Origin of the sequence: Saccharothrix coeruleofusca, from assembly GCF_014648515.1 — a bacterium.
GTDB classification, from domain to species: domain Bacteria; phylum Actinomycetota; class Actinomycetes; order Mycobacteriales; family Pseudonocardiaceae; genus Actinosynnema; species Actinosynnema coeruleofuscum.
Genome location: NZ_BMRG01000017.1, coordinates 16719 through 39532, shown reverse-complemented (window position 1 = coordinate 39532; position 22814 = coordinate 16719). Strand labels below are relative to the sequence as shown.

At 72.0% G+C, this 22814-nt stretch carries 22 protein-coding genes; 7 read left to right on the top strand and 15 right to left on the bottom strand.

Going from position 1 to position 22814, the window contains the following annotated elements; all coding sequences use genetic code 11:
* Positions 1-255 precede the first annotated feature (255 nt).
* Positions 256-1203 (bottom strand): pectate lyase family protein, encoded by a 948-nt coding sequence (locus IEZ00_RS29210; RefSeq protein ID WP_189226578.1) that lies wholly within the window; start codon positions 1201-1203, stop codon positions 256-258.
* Positions 1204-1634: 431 nt separating this feature from the next.
* On the opposite strand from IEZ00_RS29210, the gene IEZ00_RS29205 reads away from it, so the two are divergent.
* Positions 1635-2642, top strand: coding sequence for a LacI family DNA-binding transcriptional regulator (locus IEZ00_RS29205; protein ID WP_189226577.1), 1008 nt, complete (start codon positions 1635-1637; stop codon positions 2640-2642).
* Between the two features lie 77 nt (positions 2643-2719).
* On the opposite strand, the gene IEZ00_RS29200 is transcribed toward IEZ00_RS29205, so the two are convergent.
* Together IEZ00_RS29200 and IEZ00_RS29195 are read right to left on the bottom strand one after the other, a co-directional pair.
* Positions 2720-3640, bottom strand: a complete 921-nt coding sequence (locus IEZ00_RS29200; protein ID WP_229796194.1) for an NsdA family TPR-like regulatory protein — start codon at positions 3638-3640, stop codon at positions 2720-2722.
* A gap of 135 nt (positions 3641-3775) precedes the next feature.
* Positions 3776-4387 carry an SDR family oxidoreductase gene (locus tag IEZ00_RS29195; RefSeq protein ID WP_306344706.1) on the bottom strand — a complete coding sequence of 204 codons (612 nt, stop codon included), beginning with the start codon at positions 4385-4387 and terminating at the stop codon, positions 3776-3778.
* Positions 4388-4566: 179 nt separating this feature from the next.
* Between IEZ00_RS29195 and IEZ00_RS29190 the strand changes: the two genes are divergently transcribed.
* Positions 4567-4926 carry a hypothetical protein gene (locus tag IEZ00_RS29190; protein WP_189226576.1) on the top strand — a complete coding sequence of 120 codons (360 nt, stop codon included), beginning with the start codon at positions 4567-4569 and terminating at the stop codon, positions 4924-4926.
* 77 nt (positions 4927-5003) lie between these two features.
* Here IEZ00_RS29190 and IEZ00_RS29185 read toward each other — a convergent pair whose 3' ends face one another.
* The gene (locus tag IEZ00_RS29185) at positions 5004-6047 is read right to left on the bottom strand and encodes an NAD(P)-dependent alcohol dehydrogenase (protein WP_189226575.1); all 1044 of its coding nucleotides are present in this window, start codon (positions 6045-6047) and stop codon (positions 5004-5006) included.
* A gap of 99 nt (positions 6048-6146) precedes the next feature.
* Between IEZ00_RS29185 and IEZ00_RS29180 the strand changes: the two genes are divergently transcribed.
* Positions 6147-6734, top strand: a complete 588-nt coding sequence (locus IEZ00_RS29180; protein WP_189226574.1) for a TetR/AcrR family transcriptional regulator — start codon at positions 6147-6149, stop codon at positions 6732-6734.
* A 33-nt stretch (positions 6735-6767) separates the two neighbouring features.
* Here IEZ00_RS29180 and IEZ00_RS29175 read toward each other — a convergent pair whose 3' ends face one another.
* Complete coding sequence (locus IEZ00_RS29175; RefSeq protein WP_189226573.1) at positions 6768-7625, bottom strand: helix-turn-helix domain-containing protein; 858 nt, start codon at positions 7623-7625, stop codon at positions 6768-6770.
* Between the two features lie 305 nt (positions 7626-7930).
* Between IEZ00_RS29175 and IEZ00_RS29170 the strand changes: the two genes are divergently transcribed.
* The gene (locus IEZ00_RS29170; protein ID WP_189226572.1) at positions 7931-8785 is read left to right on the top strand and encodes a helix-turn-helix domain-containing protein; all 855 of its coding nucleotides are present in this window, start codon (positions 7931-7933) and stop codon (positions 8783-8785) included.
* Positions 8786-8810: 25 nt separating this feature from the next.
* Positions 8811-8993 (top strand): DUF397 domain-containing protein, encoded by a 183-nt coding sequence (locus IEZ00_RS29165; RefSeq protein WP_189226571.1) that lies wholly within the window; start codon positions 8811-8813, stop codon positions 8991-8993.
* A 36-nt stretch (positions 8994-9029) separates the two neighbouring features.
* On the opposite strand, the gene IEZ00_RS29160 is transcribed toward IEZ00_RS29165, so the two are convergent.
* From IEZ00_RS29160 to IEZ00_RS29145, 4 genes are read right to left on the bottom strand one after another with little or no spacing between them, the layout of a single operon-like run.
* Positions 9030-9422 carry a DnaJ family domain-containing protein gene (locus IEZ00_RS29160; RefSeq protein ID WP_189226570.1) on the bottom strand — a complete coding sequence of 131 codons (393 nt, stop codon included), beginning with the start codon at positions 9420-9422 and terminating at the stop codon, positions 9030-9032.
* 10 nt (positions 9423-9432) lie between these two features.
* Entirely contained in the window at positions 9433-11061 is a 1629-nt protein-coding gene (locus IEZ00_RS29155) for a hypothetical protein (protein ID WP_189226569.1), read from the bottom strand.
* Entirely contained in the window at positions 11055-11801 is a 747-nt protein-coding gene (locus IEZ00_RS29150) for a hypothetical protein (RefSeq protein ID WP_189226568.1), read from the bottom strand. Before IEZ00_RS29150 ends, IEZ00_RS29155 begins: the two co-directional genes overlap by 7 nt.
* Positions 11802-11803: 2 nt before the next feature.
* Positions 11804-12532, bottom strand: a complete 729-nt coding sequence (locus IEZ00_RS29145) for a DUF6338 family protein (protein WP_189226567.1) — start codon at positions 12530-12532, stop codon at positions 11804-11806.
* Between the two features lie 103 nt (positions 12533-12635).
* Between IEZ00_RS29145 and IEZ00_RS29140 the strand changes: the two genes are divergently transcribed.
* Positions 12636-12842, top strand: coding sequence for a hypothetical protein (locus tag IEZ00_RS29140; protein WP_189226566.1), 207 nt, complete (start codon positions 12636-12638; stop codon positions 12840-12842).
* 56 nt (positions 12843-12898) lie between these two features.
* Here IEZ00_RS29140 and IEZ00_RS29135 read toward each other — a convergent pair whose 3' ends face one another.
* From IEZ00_RS29135 to IEZ00_RS29125, 3 genes are all read right to left on the bottom strand, one after another.
* Complete coding sequence (locus IEZ00_RS29135) at positions 12899-13597, bottom strand: SGNH/GDSL hydrolase family protein (protein ID WP_229796193.1); 699 nt, start codon at positions 13595-13597, stop codon at positions 12899-12901.
* On the bottom strand, positions 13594-14700 hold the full coding sequence (locus IEZ00_RS29130; protein WP_189226565.1) for a glycoside hydrolase family 5 protein: 1107 nt from the start codon (positions 14698-14700) through the stop codon (positions 13594-13596). The genes IEZ00_RS29135 and IEZ00_RS29130 overlap by 4 nt, the downstream gene beginning before the upstream one ends.
* 134 nt (positions 14701-14834) lie before the next feature.
* Positions 14835-15851, bottom strand: coding sequence for a LacI family DNA-binding transcriptional regulator (locus IEZ00_RS29125; RefSeq protein ID WP_189226564.1), 1017 nt, complete (start codon positions 15849-15851; stop codon positions 14835-14837).
* A gap of 88 nt (positions 15852-15939) precedes the next feature.
* On the opposite strand from IEZ00_RS29125, the gene IEZ00_RS29120 reads away from it, so the two are divergent.
* On the top strand, positions 15940-16908 hold the full coding sequence (locus IEZ00_RS29120) for an acetylxylan esterase (RefSeq protein ID WP_189226563.1): 969 nt from the start codon (positions 15940-15942) through the stop codon (positions 16906-16908).
* Positions 16909-16994: 86 nt separating this feature from the next.
* Here IEZ00_RS29120 and IEZ00_RS29115 read toward each other — a convergent pair whose 3' ends face one another.
* From IEZ00_RS29115 to IEZ00_RS37295, 3 genes are all read right to left on the bottom strand, one after another.
* The gene (locus IEZ00_RS29115) at positions 16995-20033 is read right to left on the bottom strand and encodes a glycosyl hydrolase 115 family protein (protein ID WP_189226562.1); all 3039 of its coding nucleotides are present in this window, start codon (positions 20031-20033) and stop codon (positions 16995-16997) included.
* Entirely contained in the window at positions 20030-22360 is a 2331-nt protein-coding gene (locus IEZ00_RS29110) for a beta-xylosidase/alpha-l-arabinosidase (RefSeq protein WP_189226561.1), read from the bottom strand. The genes IEZ00_RS29115 and IEZ00_RS29110 overlap by 4 nt, the downstream gene beginning before the upstream one ends.
* The coding region (locus IEZ00_RS37295; RefSeq protein WP_229796192.1) for a substrate-binding domain-containing protein at positions 22351-22814 on the bottom strand (464 nt) is incomplete at its 5' end. The genes IEZ00_RS29110 and IEZ00_RS37295, both read right to left, overlap by 10 nt.

The window sequence follows — 22814 nt, the reverse complement described above, 5'->3', positions numbered from 1 at the left end:
GCCCTGGATGGTCGTGCCCTGGATGGTCGTGCCCTGGATGGTCGTGCCCTGGATGGTCGTGCCCTGGATGGTCGTGCACGGTGGTCTCCTCGCGAGTGCGGGGACGAGCGACCACGTGAAGAAGCTCCGGGGCACTCGCCCCGGAGCTTCGACTGCAGCAACTGTCAGCGCGCCGGGACCGTCTCCGGCGTCGTAGTCAGGTCAACGCGCTGCACGAACGCCACGATAGCAACACCGCGGCTCCTGACCACCCGGTTAAATCCTGCCGGTGCCCGCGCCGCTGGTGACCACGGATTTCACCGAGCTCGCCGGGTCCAGCGCGTAGGAGTAGGGAATCGACTTCACCGAGCCGCCCTGGTCGCCCGAACCGGAGTTGACGAAGTGGTTGTTGCGCGCGACCAGGTTCGCGGCGGGCGAGTCGCCCTCGCCGCGGTGGAACGGGTCTTCGGTGTTCTCGAAGTAATTGCCCTCGACCAGGACACCCGCTTCGAGGGTGGAGGCCACGCCGTAATCGGTGACGCCGCCGTAGTAGTTGTTGTAGACGTGCACGGGGTTGCCGAAGCGCACCCTGGGGTGCCGCTGCCGCGTGCCGTCGAACCAGTTGTGGTGGTAGCTGACCCGCAGCTTGCCCCGGTCCTCGGAGCCGTTGTCGTCGTCGTGGCCCAGCAGCATGGTCTTGTTGTGGTCGGTGAACTTGTTCCACGAGACGGTCACGTAGTCCGAGGCGCGCTTGATGTCCACCGCGCCGTCGCTGCCGCTGGAGAAGGTGTTGTGGTCGATCCACACCCGCGTGGAGTACTGGACGTTGATCGCGTCGTCGCCCCAGTCGCGGAAGTTGAGGTTGCGGACGATCACGTTCGAGGCGTTGGCGATGTTCAGGCCCTGGCCGGTGATGGTGGCACCGGCGTCGCCGATGATCGTCTTGTTCGACGCGACCTTGGTCATGCTCGACAGCGCGATCGTGCCCGAGACGCGCACCACGGCCGCGCTCGACGACTGCACCGCCGAGGTGAACGCGGACGCGGTGCTGACCGTGACGGGCGCGGCGCTGCCGCCGCCGGTCGTGCCGCCGCCCTGCGTCGCCCAGCCTTCGAGGGCGAACGACGCCGCGGTCGCCGGGGGCGCGATGGCGGAGGTGCCCGCCAGCACCAGGGCGGCGACGAGCCCGGTGCGCCGGTGCACGCGGGTTGAGGTGAGGGACATGGGTGGGTTCCTCCCGGGAACAACGTAGTGACAATGGACCGGCGGCGGTTCATCGTGGCGGCGTTCCGGGATCGGCGGTCGCCCGGACCGAACAAGTGCGAAAGGAGCCGACATACCCCTATAAGCGCATGTCGAAGCACCTGCCGAGCCGGGCGTTCATATTTGTGAACCTTTTGCACAAGTGCGAACGAAGTATTGCCAGGACATCCTCCGCGCGTCAACAGCGCAACCAGTTTCGACCTGCGTTCGACCTTTTTCGAAACTCTTTCGTCGAATTCGAGTCGAATTCGACCAGACGCGGCGCGCGGCTGAACCGTTCAGGCGGGCGGCCATCCCACGGCGGCGGCAGCGGGGGGCTTCCGCTGTGGCGGGAACTCGACGTAACCTGCGGCGATCGAGGCACTCCGTACAGTGAGGTACCAGGAGGGCGCGTGGTCACGATCGCCGAGGTCGCCGCGCACGCGGGCGTGGCGCCCAGCACGGTGTCGTACGCCTTGTCCGGCAAGCGGTCCATCTCCGCGGGTACGCGGGCGCGGGTGGAGGCGAGCGTGCGGGCGCTGGGGTACTGCGCCGTCGCGTCCACCAGGAGTCAGCGCAGCGGCGTGCTGGCGCTGGCCCTGCCGCTGCGGGCGGGCGTGGAGTTGCGGGTGGTGATGCGGTTCGTGGGCTCGATCGCCGCCGCCGCCAGGGAGCACGGGCTGGACGTGCTGCTGGTGACCGAGGACCGCGGCGCGCGGGGCCTGCGCGCCGCGGTGGAGCAGCACCGGGCCGACGGAGTCGTGGTGATGGACGTGGGGATGCGCGACGAGCGCGTCACCGCGCTGCGCGAGCTGCGGCGTCCGTCGGTCCTCATCGGATTTCCGGCCGACCCGTCCGGGTTGACCTGCGTGGACCTGGACTTCACCGCGGCGGGCTCGCGGTGCCTGGACCACCTGGCCGACCTGGGGCACCGGCACGTCGCCCTGCTCGGCTCGCCCGAGGCGGTGTACCGGCGGGAAACCGCTTTCGCGCACCGCACGGTGGCCGGGGTCAGCGCGGCGGCGATGCGGCGCGGGGTGTCGGTGACGACGCTGGCCACCGGGCCCGACGTGCGCGCCGCGCTCGCCGCGCTGGGGCCCGCGGTCACCGGGCTGGTGGTGCACAACGAAACGGCGCTGGCGGCGGTGCTGGACGGCTTGGCGGCGCTGGGAAAGCGGGTGCCGCGCGACGTGTCGGTGGTGGCGATCCGGCCCGACGGGGTGGGTCCCCCGGTCACGTCGGTGCGCGTGCCCGCCGACGAGCTGGGGCGGCGGGCGGTGGAGCTGCTGGTGCGGCAACTGGAACGCGGCGAACCGCTGCGGTCGCTGACCCTGCTGCCCCCGCGCCTGACCGACCGCGGCACCACCGCCCCACCCCCACCACCGGCAAGTACTACCCGACCCGCCCCGAAGGGCCGGTAACTACTACCCGATGTGGACGCGGGTAGTAGTTGTGCGCCCTGGGACGGGCCACGGGTAGTACTTGCCGGTGCGGGTGGTCAGTCGCGGACGAAGGCGTCCACCCGTGCGGCCACACCCGCCGCGTCCGCGTTCTCCCGGTGCTGCATGGCCAGGCCGCGCACCGGCGCCAGCCGGTCGGCCAAGCGGGTGGAGCCGATTCCCCGCGACGCCTCCAGCGCCTCCTCGCACACCGACGCCGCCTCGTCGAAGTCGTGCGCCAGCAAGTGGTTGGTGGTCAACGCGATCAGGCTCAACGCCCGGCTGCGCGCCATGTTCGGCCCGTACCCCGCCGCCGCGGCGGTGAGCAGCCGGATGGCGGTGGCGCTGTGCGCGCGGTCGACCGTGCGGGCCAATTCGGTGTGGACCACGCCGGTCATCGCCGTCAGGTCCGTCCCGTCGAAGAACCTGGCCCAGTCGGCCACCTCCGAGGCGCGGTCGAACTGGTCGTGCGCCCGCCGCAGGCATTCCAAGGCGGGTCGCACGTTGCCCACCGCCGCGTGCGCCCACGCCTGGTTCACGTGCAGGATCGCCTTGGAGTGCGCCGACACCGCCACGGCCGCGCCGCGATCGAACTCCAGCAGCGCGTCGTCGCACGCGCCGCGGTGCAGGTGCAGGCGTCCGGTCCGGTAGTGGATGTTGGCGGCGAGGTCGTCGTGGCCCGCCTCGGTCGCCAGCTCCAGCGCCCGTGCCCAGTGCCTGCCCGCGGCCTGGTTCACCCCGGTGTCGAAGCAGGTCCACGCGGCCAGGTTGTGCGCGTCCGCCAGTGCCACCAGCAGCCGGACGCGCACCGCGTGGGTGGCCCGCGCGTCCAGCAGCCGGTCGTGCCACTGCGCCGAGGCCACCGCCGCGTCGCGGCACGCGCCGCCGCCCGCGCGGTAGTCCTCTTGGCGCAGCACGGCGGTTCCCTCCTCGATCCGCGCCACGTCTTCGAATCCCACCCGCTCCGGCACGTCGGACATGGCAGCACCTCCTCCCCCGAGGGTGCCCGGTCCGCTGCGCTGCGCATCCCCCCACACCGGAACGGACGCGCGCCCGTACACGAGCGGCCCTGTCCACCGAGCGGTCCCGCCACCAGCGGTCACGTTCGACGCGGTTCACTGCACCAGTGACGGGTACAGCTCGACGAGGTCACCGGACAGCGTCGCCTTGACCCTGCGGGACATGTCGTCAACCAGGATCTCGTACCGGTCGGCCTCGATGCCGTCCAACGCCGACTCGGCGACCTGGTCGGCCGAGACCTTCGGCTCGTCGATCCCCGCGGTCATGTCGGTGTCGACGTACCCGACGTGCAGGCCGGGCACGGTGATGCCGCGCGGTTCGAGCTCCAAGCGCAGGGCGTTGCTCTGCGACCACAGCGCGGACTTCGTCGCGCTGTACGCGCCGGACATGGCGATCCAGGACAGCACCGAGTGCACGTTGAGGATGCGGCCACCGCCGTTGCGCTCGATGACCGGCGCGAACGCGCGGGTGGTGCGCAGCGGCCCGAAGAAGTCGACGTCGAACTCGCGCCGGATCTGCTCCAGCGGCGATCGCAGGTACGAGGTTTTCAGCGGCACCCCCGCGTTGTTGACCAGGATGGTGACGTCGTCCGCGACTCGGGCCAGCTCGGCGACCGAGGACGGGTCGGTGACCTCCAGGGGCAGTGCCACGGCGTCGGGGCGGGTGATCGTGCGCGGGTCGCGCGGTGGCGTAGACCTTCGCCGCACCGCGCTCGTACAGCGCCCGCACCAGCGCTTGGCCCATGCCCCGGTTGCCACCGGTGACCAGCGCGATCGCTCCGTCGATCGTGGTCATGAGTCTGCTCCTCGCCGTGGAAACCGATCTGTTTCCACCGCGCAACCCACGCGGTGACCTGACGTCGTGCCCTCCTCTCGGGATCGGCTCCTTGTCCCGGCGGCAGGAGGAGATCAGCAGCTCGCCGGACTATCACGGCTGCCCCATGGTGGCCGTCGCCGCGGAGCTGAAGGACACCGCGCACCCGGCCAGCACCGTGGCGCGGCGGCACAAGCAGGACTTGACCGACTTCTTCCGCGCCGAGGCGGAGCGGGCGGGCGTGGCCGACCCGGACACCCTGGCCGCCCAGTTGACCATCGTCTTCGACGGCGCCTCGGCCCACTCCGTCGTCCGCGCCGAGCCGCTGGGCGGCCTGGGCCTGCGCGCCGCCACCGCCCTGCTGGACACCGCCGGCGTCCCCTGCCCCCGCGCGTTCAGACGTCCCGACCTTCGGGACCACGTTGCCGGGTAGTGGTTACCGGCCCTCCGAGAGAGGGCTGGTAGTACTTGCCGACTCGCTGGGGTGGGGTGCCGGGTGCTCGGAGCGGTCTACACCAGGTCGGCCATGTCGAGCACGAAGCGGTAGCGGACGTCGTTGCGCCCCAAGCGGTCGAGAGCTTCGTTCACCCGCGCCGACGGCACCAGCTCAATGTCCGCGGTGACGCCGTGCTCGGCGCAGAACTCCAGCATCGCGGCGGTTTCGGGACGGCCGCCGCTCCCCGCCGAGCTGAGCTTCTTGCGCCCGATCAGCAGGTCGAGACCCTCCACGGTGACCGGACCGAGATAGCCGACCTGGCTGAGGGTCCCGTCCAGGGCGACCAGCTTCAGGTAGGGGGCGAGGTCGTGAGGGACGGCGATGGTGTCGATGACGACGTCGAACCGCTCCTTCACGGCGGCCATCCGCTCCTGGTCGGTCGACACGACCAGGTCCGCCGCGCCGAAGCGGCGGGCGTCCTCGGCCTTGTCCGCCGACCGGCTGATGACCGTGGTGTCGGCCCCGAGCGCCACGGCGAACTTGACCGCGAGGTGTCCGAGGCCGCCGAGCCCGACCACCGCGACGCGGCTGCCGGGGCCGACGCCGAGCGCCCGCAGCGGTTCCCAGACGGTGACGCCCGCGCACAGCAGAGGAGCGGCGGCGGCCGGGTCGAGCCCGGCGGGGAGCGGGTGGGCGAACCCGTCGCGCACCACGTACTCGCGGGAATAGGCACCCAGTGTGGTGGTTCCGTCGTGGCGGTCGGTACCGCCGTAGGTCAGGGTCGGGAACTCGTGGCAGAAGTTCTCCTGCCCCTTCAGGCACATGGCGCACGCGCCGCAGGAGTCGACGATGTTGCCGACCGCGACGGCGTCGCCCACGGCGAATCGCGTGACATCGCGGCCGATGTCGGTCACCACGCCGGTGAACTCGTGACCCGGCACCAGCGGCGCGCCGCCGTTGTCGCGGTAGGCGTGGATGGAGTGCAGATCGGTGTGGCAGACGCCGCAGTAGTCCACGCACACCGCGATGTCATCGGCTCGCAGGTCTCTCCGTTCGAACGACACCCGCCGCAGCGCGGTTCCGCCGCGGTCGGCCTGCCAGCCCACAGTGGTCCTCATGACCCTCCCCTACAAACAGACTGTTCTGTCTATTGGGGCCAGGCTAGCCGCCGGGAGCAGCGGGGGCAAACCGACCGGTCTGTTGTTATCGTGCTCGGCATGGTGCAGAAGCCCCTGACCTCGCGCGGCGTCGCCACGCGGCAGCGCATCCTGGACGTGGCGACCAGCGAGTTCGCCGAGCACGGCATCGCCGGGGCCCGCATCGACCGGATCGTGGCGGCGGCCCGCACGAACAAGGCCCAGCTCTACGGCTACTTCGGCAGCAAGGAGGGCCTGTTCGACGCGATCTTCTTCGGTTCCCTGGAACGGATCATGACCGTCGTGCCGATCGACGCGGCCGACCTCGCGGACTGGGCCGTCCGACTGTACGACGAGTACCTGCGCCGCCCCGACCTCATCCGGCTCGCCACGTGGGCCCGCCTGGAGAGGCGCCCGGTCGGTCACCTCGTCGACGACGCCAGCAGGCTCGACGACGCCAAACTGCGCGCCATCGCCGACGCGCAAGCCGCGGGAACCGTCCGGTCCGGCGATCCGTTCGACCTGATGGCGATGGTCATCGCGATGTCCATGGCGTGGTCGCCGGTCAGCAACGTCTACGCCGCCAGCGAGCAGGAACCGCCGGAAGCCCACGAACGCCGCCGAGCCCTGCTCCGCGAGAGCGTCCAGCGGGTCGTGGCCCCCGGCTGACAGCCCCGACCCGAGCGCTCGGGTCGCGGTGGGTCAGAGGAAGAGGTAGCGCATCCGGTCGCCGAACACGGCGTGCTCGCGCAGCTGCTCGAACTGGGCCACGTGCTCGGCCACGTCCTCGGGGTCGGTGATGACCACGTTGCCCGCCAACAGCTCCACCACGACCATGCGCTCGTCCAGCACGCGGTAGCCCGCGTCCGGGATGGACGCCTTCGAGAAGAACGGGATGATGCCCACCTCGATCCCCTCCGCCATGCTCACCCGGTACACCTGCTGCACCAGGTCCGGCGCCGAGCGAACCACCCCTTCCGGCATCAGCACCACGAACTCCTTGCCGCGCGGCGGCTTGTCCAGCACGGCTTCCGGGAGACCGCCGACGCCGAGGACGCGCACCGTCGTCGCGGACTGCTCGGCCCGCGCCACCCGGACCTGCTGGCGGGCCGCGCCCCGGTGCAGGACCGCGCGGCGGTGGCGCGCGTCGCGGGACACCAGCGAGGCCAGCTCCACCATGCGGCCCCGGATCTCCGGTGACACCGCGTAGTTCTCCGCCAGCCGGGCCACGTCGTCCACTTTGGGCACGAGCCTGCCGGTCTCCAGTTTGGACAGCTTCGACTGGCTCATGCCCGCCCGCGCACCGGCGTCGCGCCCGGTGAGCCCCGCGTTCAGCCGCGAGGACAGCAGCAGCACCGACAACTCCTCGCGGCGCGCCCCCGCGTCGCCCTCGCCCAGGTTCACCCTGGCCGCGCGCGCCCCGCGCGAGCGCAGCTCCACCCCCTCCGACACCAGAGCGCTGCGCACCGTCCCGTAGGAGCGGCCCGTCATCGCCGCCAGAGCGCGGATCGTCCGTCCGCGTGAGTATTCCGCCGTCACGAATTCCCGGAAGTGCGTCATCACTCGTCCTCCACCTTGCGCCTCCGCCCCCCGGAGGCTCCCCACTGCCCTGGGAAAACCCAATGCCCTCGTGCGCGGGGCGGCCCGGCCGATGCCGCGACGCGACCGGACCACCCACCCGACCGGAGCGGAAGAGGAACCGCGAGACGCGAGCCACTCCGTCGAGCCCTGGCCGAGCCAGGCGAAGATCAACGTAACGGTGCACATGCAGGTTGAGAAGTACACCATCGAGTGAGGTACACGAGCGGCGATGTGCGGCAGACTTGCGCCGGAAATTCCCATCCCCGAAGGAAGTTGAGGTGGTCATGTCCGGTAACGGCGCGAGCCCGACGGTCTACAAGCGACAGTTGGGCCTGGCGCTCACGTCCTTGCGCGAGGACGCGGGCAAGACCCCGGAGGCCGTGGCGGAGGTCCTGGAGTGCTCGGTGGCCAAGATCCGCCGGATCGAGGCCGGTGACGTCGGCGTCCGGGCGTCGGAGCTGAAGGACCTGCTGGAGTTCCTCGGCGCGACCAAGCAGACCCGCAAGCACCTGGAGGAGCTGGCGCGGGAGGCGCGCAAGCGGTCGCCGCGCACCGCCTACGGCTCGGTGCTGCCGGACTTCTTCCGCAAGTTCTTCAACCTGGAGCAGATCGCCGCCGAGGTCCTGCGCTACCACTCCGAGTTGATTCCGGGGCAGCTGCAAACCCCCGACTACGCCCGTGCGCTGCTGGAGGCCAACCCGCTGCACGACGAGCAGGAGCTGGACCGGCTCGTGCAGGCCCGTCAGGCGCGCCAGTCGCGCCTGACGGACGGGGAGAGCAGCCAACGCCTGCACGCGGTGCTGCACGAGGCGGCCGTCCGCACGGTGGTCGGCGGCCCCGACGTGATGCGGGACCAGTTGCTGCACCTGCGCAAGCTGGCCGCCATGCAGAACGTCACCGTGCAGATCATCCCGTTCAGCGCGGGCGCGCACGCGGCGTCGGGCTTCCCGTTCGTCCTGCTGCGCTTCCCGGACAACCTGGGCAACGTCGTCTACCTGGAGAACCTGACCACGGCGGCCTCCATCGACGCCCCGAAGCACGTCAACGAGTACGAGATGGTGTTCCGCCAGGCGGTTGGAGCTGCGCTCTCACCGGCGAAGAGCAGTGCCCTGCTGGCTACAGTGGCAGGTGAACTGTGACTCACCGGAATGGGAGGTACGGGCGATGGCCCCGGACACCACCTGGCGGAAGTCCAGCCACAGCGGCGGCAACGGCGGTGATTGCGTCGAGGTGGCGCACCGCGTGAGCCGAACGCTGGTGCGGGACTCGAAGAATCCCGACGGGCCCGTGCTGGGCTTCGGCGCGAAGAGCTTCACCGGTTTCCTGGTCGCGCTGAAGGGCGCGTGACTCCCTGGGCCCCGGCGCACCCGTGCCGGGGCCCGTTCAGCGTTCCCGCCACCGCGCCACGACGTGCTCCACGTCGAACGGCATCAGGTTCAGCGGCGGCCCGGACATCGGCTTGCGGATCGCGTCCACGATCCTGGCGTTGATCGCCCCGATGATGGCCCGCACCTCCTCTTCGGTGCGCGCCCGGCCCGCCGCCTCCCGCGCGGCGGCGGCTTCCTTGCGCAGCAGCAGCGTCGGGGGCAGCGCGGTGCCCTCTTCCCGCCGCACCTTCTCGTTGATCCACCACAGCTCGTCGTGCGGCTCGCCCAGCCCGCTCAGCGGCTTGCCGGAGCCGGGCAGGTCGTCGAACTCGCCGCGCTCCTGCGCCTCGCGGATCTGCCTCTCGACCCACGTCTCGAAGCCCACACCAGCGGGTTTGCGCTCGGTCACGCCTTCCAGGCTACCTGTAGGCGGTGATGACCGCGGTGGGCTCCGCGGGCCCGTGCTCATCGTGGGAGAAGCGGGCGATCCACGTCGAACCCGAGGTGTCGACCTCGCCCCACACGTACCCGCCCGCACCGCCGTCGGCGCAGATCATCGACAGCGCCAGTCCGTCGACCGGCTGGTAGCCCTCGTGCGTGGTCGCGGTGCACACCTCCCCCGTGGCCAGCTCCAGCAGCCACGGCCGTCGCGGCGCGTCGGGCGGCGCAGGGGTGCGGGCGGGAAGCGGCGCGGTCAGCTCGACGGCCAGCCCGTTGTCCTGACCGGTGGGGCAGAAGGCCCGCCCCGGTTCGTCGGGCGAGGAGAAGCAAGGATCGAAGTCGGATTCCATGACGCGGCAGCTCCAGGCGTCGTCACGGGCGGTGATCCGGGACGGGGCCGCGCACCGCCCCTGCTCGGTGGAGTGGAGCTCCTGTCCGGTGAGAGCGAAGTCCACGACCCGCGTGGGCGGGCCGTGCGGTGTCGTGGTGGTGGTCGGTGTGACGGGTGGGGCGGGTGCGCGCCACAGGACCACACCCGCGTCGTCCGACCGCCTCGTCCCGAACAAGAACACCGATCCAGCGGTGGCGGCGATCGCGGTGAACTCCGACGCGGTGTCGAAACCGTTGTCGCGCACGGGTTCTTTGCGCCACGTCACGCCGTCCGCCGAGATCCACACCGCCCCGGTGCCCGCGTAGGCGTCCATGGCGCTGCCGACCGCGATGAAGCCATCGCCCCACGGCCGGACGTCCCGCGCCTCCTGCTGGCTCCTGGGCAGCGCCCCGACGTCGGGCAGCTCGCCGAGGTCGATGGAACCGCTGCGCCAGTTCTCCCCCGCGCGCCGGTACCAGGCCCCCAGCTCGACGGCCAGGGCCGGGTCGCCCTCGCGGGTCAGCGCCACGGTGGTCCCGCCCGCGCCGGCCGCGACGACGAGCGCCCCCTTGGGCAGTCCCTGGCTGAGGTCGTGCCAGTCCAACCCGTTGCGCGAACCGTGCAGAAAAGGCGTGTCCAGTCCCCACACGTCCTGGAGCAGGAAGCCGTCCGAGGTCGCTGTCAGCTGCGGCGGCATGAGGCCGTCCAGCTCGCCCAACTCCAGCACGCTCGTGCGGTCGAACTCGCGACCGTCCCGCGAGTGCCAGGTCCGCACGTCCTGGCGGCTCGACGACGTGGCGTCCCAGGGGCCGTAGCCCGCCACGACCACGCCGCGCGGACCCGCCGCCACCGCCAGCGCGGTGTCCTCGGGGAAAGCGCCCTCCAGCGGGGTCGACTCCCATCGGCGGCCGTCGTCGGTGCGCCACACCGCCGCGCCGCCCGCCCTCAGTCCGAGCAGGTACCCGTTCCCGCCATGCCCGGCCACGCCGATCACCTGTGTCAGGCCGTCCGGCGCGGCGGGCCACCACCGCTCGCCGTTGTCGGAGGCGAAGGCCACCGGCTGGTCGAAGCCCGCGGCGGCGACCAGTCCGCCGTCCCAGCCCGCGACGTGGGTGACGGTCACGTCCTCGGGCAGGTCGGTGGCGACCTTCGTCCACCGGGGCGGTCGGGGCGCGGGCTCGGGGGCGGCCGTGCAGGCCGCGAGCAGCAGGGCGGCCAGCGCCAGCCCTCTCAGCACCCCGGCACCCATTGCCGGTGATCGGGTTCTTCCAGGCAGAACCGGCCCGTCGTGGCCGTGGTGTCGGTGGTGCCGAACGGTTCGCCGTTGTCGTCCACCACGAGGTCGCCTTCCTCGTCGCCCGAACTCCAGTGCAGGTGCAGCCGCCACCGCACGTGCTCGGCGCGGGCGAAGGGGGTGATGACGAACTGCTCCGGGTCCGCCTCCGCGACCTTGTACGGGAACGGCTGCGTCTCCTTGCCGGGGAGCAGTTCCGGTGCGCCCGCGGAGAGTTCGAGCCGGTAGTGACGTGGGGTCATGTCGCTGCCGCAGCCGCTCTGCAGGAAGGCCCCCCGCATGGCCGGGGCTCGGTCCACGACCTCGACCTCCATCTTCCGCAGTACGACGGCCCGACCCGTCAGCCCCTGGACGTTGACGGCCACCTCACCGCCGCTGGAGAGCACGGCCCCGGCCGGGCGCTCGGAACGCGGAACGGCGTCCCCCGGCTCGGGCACCACCCAGCCCGTGTCGCAGTCGGCGGGCAGGCTCACCGAGGTCACCACGGCCAGCGGGGTGTCGGGGTCGTTCGTGGCGGTCATCCGCCAGACGACGAACGGGATCACCAGCACGAGGACCAGGGCGACGACCAGGAGCGCGTACAGGCCGCGGCGGTCGTCGCTGCCGCCGATCCGGATGCGCCGGGCCTGGACCACCGTCCCCGCTCGGCCGCTCATCTCGTTGCGCGTGTCTTCGATGGCCACGATCATCCGTCACGGGCGTCGGATCGATCACGCAATTCTGCGGCGGGTGACGCGTCATCGCCCCGCAGGTAGGACACCGTGAGCAGGACGATCTTCCGGGCGCTGACCGCCACGGCGTGCACGTCGCGCAGTTCCACCGCCTCCGCGGCGTTCGGCTTGCGGTAGTAGATGGGGCCGGTGAGGGACAGCTCGCGGTCCGGGCCGTCGTCGGCGGAGTTGCTGAACCACTTCAGCCACCCGGCCACGTACGAGCCGTCGTCCAGCACGCACCCGACGTACTTGCGCGTTCCGGGATTGCGGGTGAACAACGCCCACCAGTTCGACAGGTAGGTGATGCTCTGCGACGTGGTGGACTTCCAGTCGGGGCGGAAGCGGCTCAGGTAGAGGCGGCGCGGCCACTCCGCGGCGGCCAGCGCGGCGAGGAGCGTGGCCAGCGCCAGCAATCCCGCTCCCCAGGCGAACAGCGTCGCGTAGTGCGCGCCGAAGTACCCGCCGGGGTCGCGCACCAGCCGCCCCACGTCCGGCGTCGCCTTCGGGAACAGCGCCCTGAGCGCGGCGAACACCGCCAGCGCCGCCGCGTCGGCCAGCACGCTGGTGAACGCCAGCGAGATCGTCTCGCGGAACGGCGAGAAGCTCCGGTGGGAAGCGGACCGCTCGCGCAGCAGCCGGTAGGCGAATCCCGGCATGAGCAGCACCAGGAAGATCACCAGGCTCGCCAGCGTGGTCGGCATCTCATCCCTTCGTGTGAGCGACGGCGGATCGGTCGCCCGGCGCAGTAGTGTGGTCCAGCCCGTGACGGGAGTCCAGCACCGCGGCGATGTCGGAGGAGCGAGCGTGTCGGACCCACGACCCGAAGAGCAGTTACCGCCGGAGGGCGAATTCGAGTGGGAGCCCGCCGCCCCTTGGGGCCAGCCCCCGGCGGGCGGCGCCTACCGGGGATGGGAGTCCGACGGGGCTCTGCCCGGTTACGGGGCTCCCCTGGTGGCCGAGGTGGAGGGGCCCGACCCGGAGATCTCGGACAAGCGGCCCGAGTCGCTGTGACCGGGTCGCTGTGACCGGGCCCCGTGGCCGCGCCGGGGCGCGACCACGGGACGCGATCAGGCGCCGGTGAGCGCCGAGACGACGGCGGGGAACCAGCGGTCGGCCATCTTCCGCTCCCCCGAGGCGTTGGGGTGCACGCCGTCGTAGGTGTCGGTGGCCGCGGCGAACCCGGTCCACTGGTCCACGACGGTGATCGGCGAGGCGGTGGTGGACTTGCCGCTCGCCCAGCCGGGGATGGCCGCGTTGAGGTCGACCACCCGCTGCCCGCAGGGGGCGCACTGGGACGTGCCCATGGGGATGATCTTGGCGACGATCACCCTGACGGTCGGCTTCTGGGCGCGCATCTGGTCGACGAGCTTGCCGTAGGCGGCCAGGATCGTCACCGTCGAGCGGTTGCTCCACACGTCGTTGGTGCCGAAGTGCACCAGCACCACGTCGGGGTCGGTCGCCCGCAGCCAGGGCACCAGCTGGTCCTGGTCGGCCACGGCGGTGACCAGCGCCCCGCCGTGCCCCTCGTGCTCGCCGTCGTAGGCGACACCGCAGCCCTGCGCGGGTTGGGTGCCCACGAAGTCGATGTTCGTGTGCCCCGCCGCGCGCAGGTCGACGTCCAGCCGCGCCCGCCAGCAGCCGGGGGAGCCGGTGATCGAGTCGCCCAGCGGCATGATCCGCACCGGCGCCTCGGCCCGCGCGGGCGCGGCGACCACGAGGAGCCCGACCAGCGCCACCAGCACCGCTGACGCGGTTGCCCTGATCACGGCCGCCCCTCAGGCCGTGTGGTCACGGCCACCGCCCCGGAGCGGGCCGAGCGGTTGCCCGCGGCGTCCCGCGCGTGGACGGCGAAGGTGTGGGAGGCGACCGCCGTCTCGGTCCCGCCGCTGTAGACGCTGGCCTCGCGCGAGGTCGCCTTGATGCCGTTGGCGCCGTTGAACGCCCGCTGTCCCCAGGAGGTCAGCCGCGCGGCGTCGAAGTCGGTGACCAGGTCCAGGTACTCCACGCCGCCGCCGTTGCCGCTCCAGGACCAGGCCAGGTAGCCCAGTCCCAGCCGCTGGGTGGTGGCGAAGATGGCGTCCTCGTCGGGGTTGCCGTCGGAGTGGTCGTGGCCGAACTCGCCCACCAGGATCGGCAGGCCTGCGGAGACGAAGCGGTTCAGGTAGTCGTTGATCTCCGTCGCGGTGTCGAACACGCCGTACATGTGGATGGAGAAGATGGTGTTCCTCTGCGGGTCGGCGTCGAACACCGACGCCGCGTTGTCGCGCATGGTGAAAGCCCAGTCCTGGCCCCAGTTCGGCGCGTCCACCATGATCGTGTGGGTGAAGCCCGCCGAGCGCAGCCGGGTGATGGCGTCGCGGGTGTCGGCGGTCCAGGCGGTGTAGTTGTTGTTGCCGTAGGGCTCGTTGCCGATGTTGAGCAGCACGTAGCGCTCCTGGCCCGCCAGCGCGCTCCGCACGCTGATCCAGTAGTCGACCGCCTTGGCCAGGCTCACCGCGCCGCTCTGCTCGCCGTAGCCGGTGGTGTCGTGCACCTCCAGCACGCAGATCAGCCGGTTTGCCTTGCACTGGGCGATGACGCCGGCGACGTCGTCGGCGTTGTTGCGGGTCCACCGGTCGCCGCTGGAGAGCACGACGCGGACGGTGTTGGCGCCCAGCGCCTTGATGTCCTTGAGCGCCTGGGTGGTCCGGCCGGTGTACCAGGTGTGGGCGTGGTTGACGCCGCGCATGACGAAGTCGTTGCCGTTGGCGTCGAGCAGCCTGCCGCCGCTGATGGAGAAGCCGGTGGCCGCCGAGGCGGGCACCACCGACACCAGGGAGAGGGCCAGGGCGGCGATGGCGGCGCCGACCAGGGCGAATCGCTTGCGCATGGGGACCTCGCGTGGTTGTCGTCGTTGACGGGCGAGTGCAGGGCAGCGCGATCCCACCAAAGCAATTAACCGCTTAAGTGTCAACGGCCCCGCATTGTTCGACGATCGTTCGACGGCGGTTGCCGCGCGAGCGGTCAGCGCAGCGGGCCGGTGCTGGCGCGGGGCACCAGTTCCGGGTCCGAGGTCCGGACCTGCTCGACCGCCGCGCCGTCGATGACGCGCAGCAGCAGGCGGACCGCCTCCGCGCCGCGCTCGGCGATCGGGCGGCGCACCGCCGACAGCGCGGGCCGGACCAGCCTGCACAGCGCCGAGTCGTCCCAGGCGACCAGGGACAGCTGCTCGGGCACGGACAGGCCCAGCTCCTGGGCCACGCCCAGCGCCGACACCGCCATCACGTCGTTGTCGAACACCAGCGCGGTGGGCGGCTCGCCGCCGGTGAGCACCCGGCGCGTCACCCGCGCGGCGGCCTCGTCGGAGTAGTCGGCGTGCACCACGCGCGCCCCGGTCAGCCCCAGCCGCGCGGCGGTGGTGGTGAACGCGCGCGAGCGGGTCTGCGTGTGCACGAACCTGGTCGGCCCGGCGACCCGCACGATGCGGCGGTGCCCCAGCGCCACCAGGTACTCCAGCACCTCCACCACGGCCACCGCGTCGTCGGTCCACACGCAGGGCACGTCGTCCACCACCGGCTCGCCCAGCACCACGGCGGGCAGCCGCAGCTCGCGCACCAGCTCCACCCTCGGGTCGTCCTGCACCAGGTCGACCAGCAGCACGCCGTCCACCCGGCGCTCGCCCCACCAGCGCCGGTAGGCGGCCAGCTCGGCGGCGGCGTTGTCGGTCACCTGCAGCAGCAGCGAGGTCGGCCCGCCCGCCAGCGCGCCCTGGATGCCCGAGATCAGCTGCATGAAGTACGGCTCGACGCCGATCACCCGCGCGGGCCGGTCGACCACCAGCCCGATCGCGTTGGCCCGGCCGTCGGACAGCGAGCGGGCGGCGCTGCTGGGCACCCAGCCCAGCCGGTCGGCGATGGCCATGATCCGGCGGCGGGTGGGCTCGGAGACGCCGGGGCGATTGTTCAGCGCGTAGGAGACCGCGCCGGTGGACACGCCCGCTGCCCTGGCGATGTCCGAGATGGTCGGACGCTTGGCTGGCACCCCCACCTCCTCAGCGTACTGATCATCGAGTCTAGACCTGCCCAGTAGGGTGGTTAAGCGCTTAATGATCACTCGAAAGGGGTGCGCCGTGCCCTGGTTCGACCTGCCCGAGCCGGAACTGGTCCGGTACCGGACCGCCACCGAGGAGCCCGAGGGGCTCGACGACTGGTGGCGCGCCCGGCTCGACGAGGCCCGCGCGGCAGCCGCGCCGCCCGCCCTCGAACCCCACCTGCCCGAGGTGTACGGACCGCTGGGCGTGTGGGACGTGGAGTTCTCCGGCGCGCTGGGCGACCGCGTCAAGGGGTGGTACCTGCGCCCGCCGGGGTCGGGCGACGAGCCGCTGCCCACCGTGGTGACCTACATCGGCTACGGCGGCGGGCGCGGGCTGCCCACCGAGCACGCGCTGCTGCCCGCGGCGGGCTACGCGGTGTTCGTCATGGACACGCGCGGCCAGGGCGGTCGGTGGACCCCCGGTGCCACCGCCGACTCCGCGCCCGCCGGTCCGTCCCACCCCGGCTTCATGACCAGGGGGATCACCGCGCCGGAGACCTACTACGTGACGCGGCTGATGACCGACGCCGCGCTGGCCGTCGAGGTGGCCGCCGGGCTGCCGGGGGTGGACGCGGCGCGCCTGGCGGTCTCCGGCGGCAGCCAGGGCGGCGGACTGGCGCTGGCCGCCGCGGCGCTGGGCGGCGACCGGGTCAAGGTCTGCCACGCCGACGTGCCCTTCCTGTGCGACTTCCAGCGCGCCATCACGCTGACCGGCTCCGACCCCTACGCCGAGATCGCGTCCTTCCTCGCGCACAACGTCCACCTCGTGCCCGCCGCGCTGGACACCCTGCGGTACGTCGACGCGGCGCTGCTGGCCCGGCGGATCACCGCGCGCAGCCTGCTCAGCGTGGGGTTGATGGACGAGGTGTGCCCACCGTCCACTGTGTACGCCGCCTACAACGAGATCACCGCGCCCAAGGAGATCGCGGTGCTGCCGTTCACCGGCCACGTGGTGCCGCAACTGCACGCCGAGACCAAGCTGCGCCACCTGCGCGAGCACCTCTGACGCGCGGCTCGCGCGGCAGAGGTGCTCGGGATCGGGGAACGGACCGTGAGGGGGCCACCGCCAGGACCCCCTCACGACCGTCCCGGTCAGTGGACTCGACGGCTCTCCGGCGGCCCGAAGTAGCTCTGCTTCAGGCCACCTGTGTCCACGACCAGCTTCTGCACCACCACGGTCGGGTCGACCATCCAGAACTTCAGCGTGTGCGTGCCCGCCTTCGTCAGCACGTGCTCGGTCACCGTGCGGTTGACGTTGTCGGAGGTGTTGCGGGCCCACTGGTTGTTCATGGACGTGTCGTCCGCCCCGGTGGCGGCGATGATGTCGACGACCTGCGGGGCCTGGTCGTCGAACGAGACCGCGTAGCGCAGGCCCGGCCCGGACAGCACCGGGTTGCGCGGCGACAGGTGCGCCCACACCCGCACCGGGCCGCTGGTGGTCAGGGTCATCTCGTACTCCAGGCGCGGCCCGTTCGGCTCGCGGCTGGGCGCGGTCACCGGGAACGGCTCCACGCCCGCGCCGGTCCGGCCCAGGTCGGGGATGACCTGCCAGCGCACCCCGTCGCCGCCGACCGCGCGGGAGTAGTGCGACGCCTCGACCGAGACGTACCCGTTGGCCTCGACGAAGCCCTTGGCCTTGACGGGCCGGTTGTCCACCATCGCGTTGACCACGACCTCGCGGCCCGCGCCGGTGATGGTGATCGGGACGGTGGTCTCGCCCCTGGGCGCCCGGCGCCAGTCCACCTCGACGTCGAGGCGGACCTGCTTGTCCACGGTCCCCTTGGGGCGGGAGACCTTCAGCCACGGCGCGCCGGACTCGGCTCGGTACTGGAAGGGCACCGACCCCCGGTTGAACACGTCGACGTACTGCCCCGGCTGGGACTGGTGCGGGCTGAACGTCGGCAGCACCGGCGTGGACCCGGCATGGGGCCACCACTGGTCGGAGCCGTCGACCCCCACGCCCAGCTCGGCCACGGCGGGCAGCTCGATCCGCTTGACCGCCGGGAACACCTCGTCGGGCAGCGCCTCGTTGTTCAGCTCCGGCTGCTGCCACGGCGCGTTCGGGCCGTAGCGGGCCACGTCGCCGTAGCCGATCTTGGGCTGGGTCTGGAAGTCCTTCCACTTCCCGCCCGCCAGGGTGTTGTTGTAGTAGTCCGACATCGCCTGGTCCTCGGCGAACCTGGCGTCGGTCTCGTCGGCGAGGTCGTTGGCCGAAGCGCGGCCCTGCGCCACGTACAGCAGGTTGGTGAACTCGGCGCGGCGCAGGGCGTACAGGTTCGCCGACGCCTTCACCTGGTAGTGCACCAGCTGGTAGTAGGCGTCCTGCAGCGCGCGCGGGATGGTCCGCTTGATCCGCTCGGACTTCTCGGCCAGCCGCTGCCACTGCTCGGTGACGCGGTCGATCTCCCGGTAGTCGGTCAGGCTGAACGGGGTGGCCTGGTCGTCGTAGACCACCGTGGTGCCCTCACCGCTGATGCGGCGGTTGAGCAGCTCCGGCTTGCGGTCGGACTGGAGCTTGGCGTACTCGCGCAGCACCTCGGCGATGCCCGCCGCGCTCGCCGCCCCGAAGTTCTGCGCGGCGTAGCGCTTCTCCCACTCCCCCAGCTTCTCCAGCGGCCAGCGCTGCGGGTTCCAGGCGTAGTCCAGGAAGAACTGCAGCGGCAGCTCGTTGTTCTTCAGGTCGCCGACGTTGACCACCCACAGCCGGTCGATGCCGTAGCTGTAGGACTGGTTGAGCTGGTCCCAGACGTTGGGCAGCAGGTTGGTGTCGACCCACTTGTAGTTGCGGCCCACGCCCACGTAGTCGAAGTGGTAGTACAGGCCGTACCCGCCGGAGCGGGGTTCCAGCGACCGGTCGGGGAACTTGCGCATGTTGCCCCAGTTGTCGTCGCAGAACACCACGGTGACGTCGTCGGGCGGGCGCAGTCCCTTGTCCCAGTAGCGCTGGACCTCCTTGTAGAGGGTCTGCACCTGCGGGATGTCGGTCAGCTGCTTGCCGCTCTCGCGGGCCAGGATCTCCCGCTGCGAGGCCAGGATCTCCTGCATCAGCTCGATGCCGTCGCCGTCGGGCAGGCTCACGTCGCCGTTGCCGCGCATCCCGAGGGTGACCACGCCCTCGAAGTCCTCTTCCCGCATGCGCTTGATGCCGTCGGCCCAGTACTGCTTGATGGCGTCGGCGTTGCGGCGGAAGCTCCAGTTGCCGTTGCCGCCGTAGGGATCGCCCACGTCGGGCTGCGCGTGCCGGTTCCACTCCTCGATGCCGCGCATCATGGGCGCCTCGTGCGAGGTGCCCATCACCACGCCGTACTCCTTGGCGGTGCGGTGGTTGAGCGGGTCGTCCTCGGCGAAGGCCCGGCCCCACACCGCGGGCCACAGGTAGTTGGCCTTGAGCCGCAGCATGGTCTCGAAGACCTCGGCGTAGAACTGGGCGTTGAACCCGCCGGGGTAGCCGGGGGCCTTGCCGGGGCCGAAGAACTTCGGGGCCCAGCGGCCCAGCTGCGGGTTCTCGTCGTTGATGAAGAAGCCGCGGTACTTCACCGCGGGCGTGCCCTGGCTGTGCCTGCCGGGCAGCACGTGCAGCTCGTCGCGGTGGCGCGGCACCACGTCGTCCCAGAAGTGCCACGGCGACACGCCGATCTCGCGGGAGACGTCGTAGGCGCCGTAGATCGTGCCTCGCTGGTCGCTGCCCGCGATGACCAGCGCCCGCCGCACGCCCGGCAGCGGGTCGGCGACGACCTGCTGCAGGGAGGTCTCCCACTTGCCCGCCACGCCGGAGACGTCGAGCTTGCCGCGCCGGACCAGGTCGTCGATCAGCGGGCTCTTGCCGATGGTGCCGATCAGCACCGCGTCGCCGCGCGGCACGTCGTGCGCCAGTGCGGGTTTGACACCGGTGACCCGCTCGACGTCGTCGCGCAGGTCGCCGACGACGCGCACGACGCCCGCGTGGTCCTGCGGGCTGACCACCAGGGTGGCGGCCTTGCCCTTGGCCACCAGGGGGAACCGCCCCGGTCCGGGGCGGTCGACCACGTAGCCCTCGACGCGCGAGGGCCCCGCCGGCTCCGCGGCCGCGGTGACGACGGGCGTCACCGCGGCCAGCAGGGCCAGCGGCACTAACAGGGGCAGTGCCTTCACCGATCGCCTCCACGGGGTGCGGTGGTCACCGGGGTCACCAGGACCCGGTCGTGCCCGACGAACCTGGGCTCGCCGGTGAGCTGGACCGAGCGCTCCCAGCGGATGTCCTCGCTGGAGCAGCCGACCAGGACGCGCAGCTCGCCCGGCTCGACCACGCGCCTGCCGTCGCGCCCGGTGAAGGAGGTGCGGTCGGCGTGCAGCCGGAAGGACACCAGCGCCTCCTCGCCGGGGTCCAGCTCGACCCTGGCGAAGCCCGCGAGCTGGCGCACCGGCCGCGTCACGCTGGCGACCGGGTCGTGCAGGTAGAGCTGGACGACCTCGGCGCCGCGCTGCGCGCCCGAGTTGCGCACCGCGCAGCTGACCTCGACCTCGCCGTCGACCGGCAGCTCGTCGGCCACCGCGAAGTCGGTCAGCTCGAAGGAGGTGTAGGACAGGCCGTGGCCGAACGGGAAGCACGGCGTGGGGTCGACCGAGCTGATGTCGGTCTTGCCCGCCAGCGCCGGGCGCAGGTAGGTCACCGGCTGCCCGCCCGAGGTGGCGGGCACCTGCACCGGCAGCTTGCCCGAGGGGTTGACCCGCCCGCTGAGCACGCCCGCGACCGCGCCCGCGCCCTCCTCACCGGGGAAGAACGCCTGCACCACCGCGGCCGTGCGGTCCACGTAGGACCCCAGGGCGTACGGACGGCCGGTCAGCAGCACCAGCACCACCGGCTTGCCGGTGGCCAGCAGCGCCTCCAGCAGCTGGCCCTGCACGCCGGGCAGCTCCAGGTCCTCGGCGTCGCAGCCCTCGCCGGAGGTGCCTCGGCCGAACAGCCCGGCCAGGTCGCCCAGCACGGCCAGCACCACGTCCGCGTCGTTGGCGGCGGCCACCGCCTCGTCGAAGCCCGCGCGGTCGTCGCCGCTGACCTCGCAACCCTTGGCGGAGAGCACCTCCGCGTCGGGGAACTCCTCGCGCACGGCCTCCAGCAGGGTCTTCATCGCCACCCCGAGCGGCACCTCGGGGTGGCGCACGCCGACGTGGTTGGGGAAGGAGTAGCAGCCCATCATCGACAGCAGGTCGTCCGCGCACGGCCCGACCACGGCGAGCTTGCCGCTGCCCGCCAGCGGCAGCGCCGAGCCCCGGTTGTCCAGCAGCACCACCGACCGCTCGGCCATGGTGCGGGCCAGCTCGCGCAGGTGCGGCGGGTCCAGGTCCACCGGTTCGCCCGCGACCACGGCGGGCGAGTCGGGGCTCCAGTCCGGGTCGAGCAGGCCCAGCTCGCACTTCTGCCGCAGCACGCGGGTCACCGCGCGGTCCACCAGCGCCTCGTCCACCACGCCGGAGCGCACCAGCTCGGCCAGCGGCTCGCCGTAGCAGCGCACGCTGGGCAGCTCCACGTCCACGCCCGCGGCCAGCGCCAGCGCGGCGGCCTCGCCCGGTGAGCCCGCGATGCCGTGGGTGGTCTCCAGGAAGGACACGCCGAAGTAGTCGGCGACCACGACGCCCTGGAAGCCCCACTGCTCGCGCAGCAGCTCGGTCAGCAGCTTCGGGTCCGACGCGGGCGGCACGCCGTCCACCTCGGCGTAGGAGTGCATGACCGACCGGGCGCCGCCCTCGCGCAGCGCCATCTCGAACGGCGGCAGGACCACGTCGGCGAACTCCCTGGGCCCCATCGACACCGGGCCGTGGTTGCGCCCGCCGCGCGAGGCCGAGTAGCCGGCGAAGTGCTTGAGGGTGGCCACGATCCCGGACGACTCCAGGCCGCGGGTGTAGGCCGCACCGAGGAGGCCGACGAGGTACGGGTCCTCGCCGATGGTCTCCTCGGTGCGGCCCCAGCGCGGGTCGCGCGTCACGTCGAGCACGGGGGCCAGGCCCTGGTGCACACCGACGGTCCGCATCGCGCGACCCACCTCGGCGGCCATCCGCTCAACCGACTCGGGGTCGAAGGAGGCGCCCCACGCCAGGGGAACCGGGAACACCGTCGCCTGCCAGGCGGTGAAGCCCGCCAGGCACTCCTCGTGGGCCATCGCCGGGATGCCGAACCGGTTGTTGGCCACCAGCCTGCGCTGCGTGTCGGCCAGCACCTTCGCGCCGGTCAGCGGGTCCACCGGCTGCGTGCCGAACACGCGGGTCAGCTGCCCGAGGCCGGGCTTGGTCAGCTCGTCCCACGGCGGCAGCGGCTCGGCGAACTCGTGCTGGGCGGGCGCGACCGCCTCCTCGTCCTCGGTGATGCCCACCCACACGCCCACCAGTTGGGCCAGCTTCTCCTCCAGCGTCAGCTCGGCCAGCAGGGCGGCGACCCGCTCGCCGGTCGGCCTGCCGGGATCGGCCCAGGTGTTCACGTGCACGGTGGCTCCTTGGTTGATGATCTGACGACGAGCTCGGTGGCCAGTTCCACGCGCTCGGTCTCCACGGCGCGACCCGCGATCAGGTCGGCCAGCATCCGGCCCGCGTGCCTGCCCATCTCGGTGAGCGGCTGCCGGACGGTGGTCAACGCGGGTGAGGACCACACCGCCACCGGCAGGTCGTCGAAACCGACCACGCTCAGGTCCTGCGGCACGGCCAGGCCCGCGACCCTGGCCGCCTCGATGACGCCGAGCGCCTGCTCGTCGTTGCCCGCGAACACGGCGGTCGGCCGGTCGGGCAGGCTCAGCAGCTCCACCGCGCGCCGGAACCCGCCCTCGTGCCGGAAGTCGCCGTGGCGCACCAGTTCCGGGTCGAACGGGATGCCCGCGCGGTCTAAAGCCGCGCGGTAGCCGTCCACGCGCGCGCGGCTGCACAGCATCCCCAGGGGGCCGCCGA

What these genes read in the sequence shown, in the direction of transcription:
- IEZ00_RS29170 (WP_189226572.1), top strand. Translation starts at nt 7,931, where the DNA reads ATGTCCGGTAACGGCGCGAGCCCGACGGTCTACAAGCGACAGTTGGGC.
- IEZ00_RS29130 (WP_189226565.1), bottom strand. Translation starts at nt 14,700, where the DNA reads ATGCGCAAGCGATTCGCCCTGGTCGGCGCCGCCATCGCCGCCCTGGCC.
- IEZ00_RS29200 (WP_229796194.1), bottom strand. Translation starts at nt 3,640, where the DNA reads ATGTCCGACGTGCCGGAGCGGGTGGGATTCGAAGACGTGGCGCGGATC.
- IEZ00_RS29180 (WP_189226574.1), top strand. Translation starts at nt 6,147, where the DNA reads ATGGTGCAGAAGCCCCTGACCTCGCGCGGCGTCGCCACGCGGCAGCGC.
- IEZ00_RS29185 (WP_189226575.1), bottom strand. Translation starts at nt 6,047, where the DNA reads ATGAGGACCACTGTGGGCTGGCAGGCCGACCGCGGCGGAACCGCGCTG.
- IEZ00_RS29175 (WP_189226573.1), bottom strand. Translation starts at nt 7,625, where the DNA reads ATGACGCACTTCCGGGAATTCGTGACGGCGGAATACTCACGCGGACGG.
- IEZ00_RS29210 (WP_189226578.1), bottom strand. Translation starts at nt 1,203, where the DNA reads ATGTCCCTCACCTCAACCCGCGTGCACCGGCGCACCGGGCTCGTCGCC.
- IEZ00_RS29145 (WP_189226567.1), bottom strand. Translation starts at nt 12,532, where the DNA reads ATGCCGACCACGCTGGCGAGCCTGGTGATCTTCCTGGTGCTGCTCATG.
- IEZ00_RS29165 (WP_189226571.1), top strand. Translation starts at nt 8,811, where the DNA reads ATGGCCCCGGACACCACCTGGCGGAAGTCCAGCCACAGCGGCGGCAAC.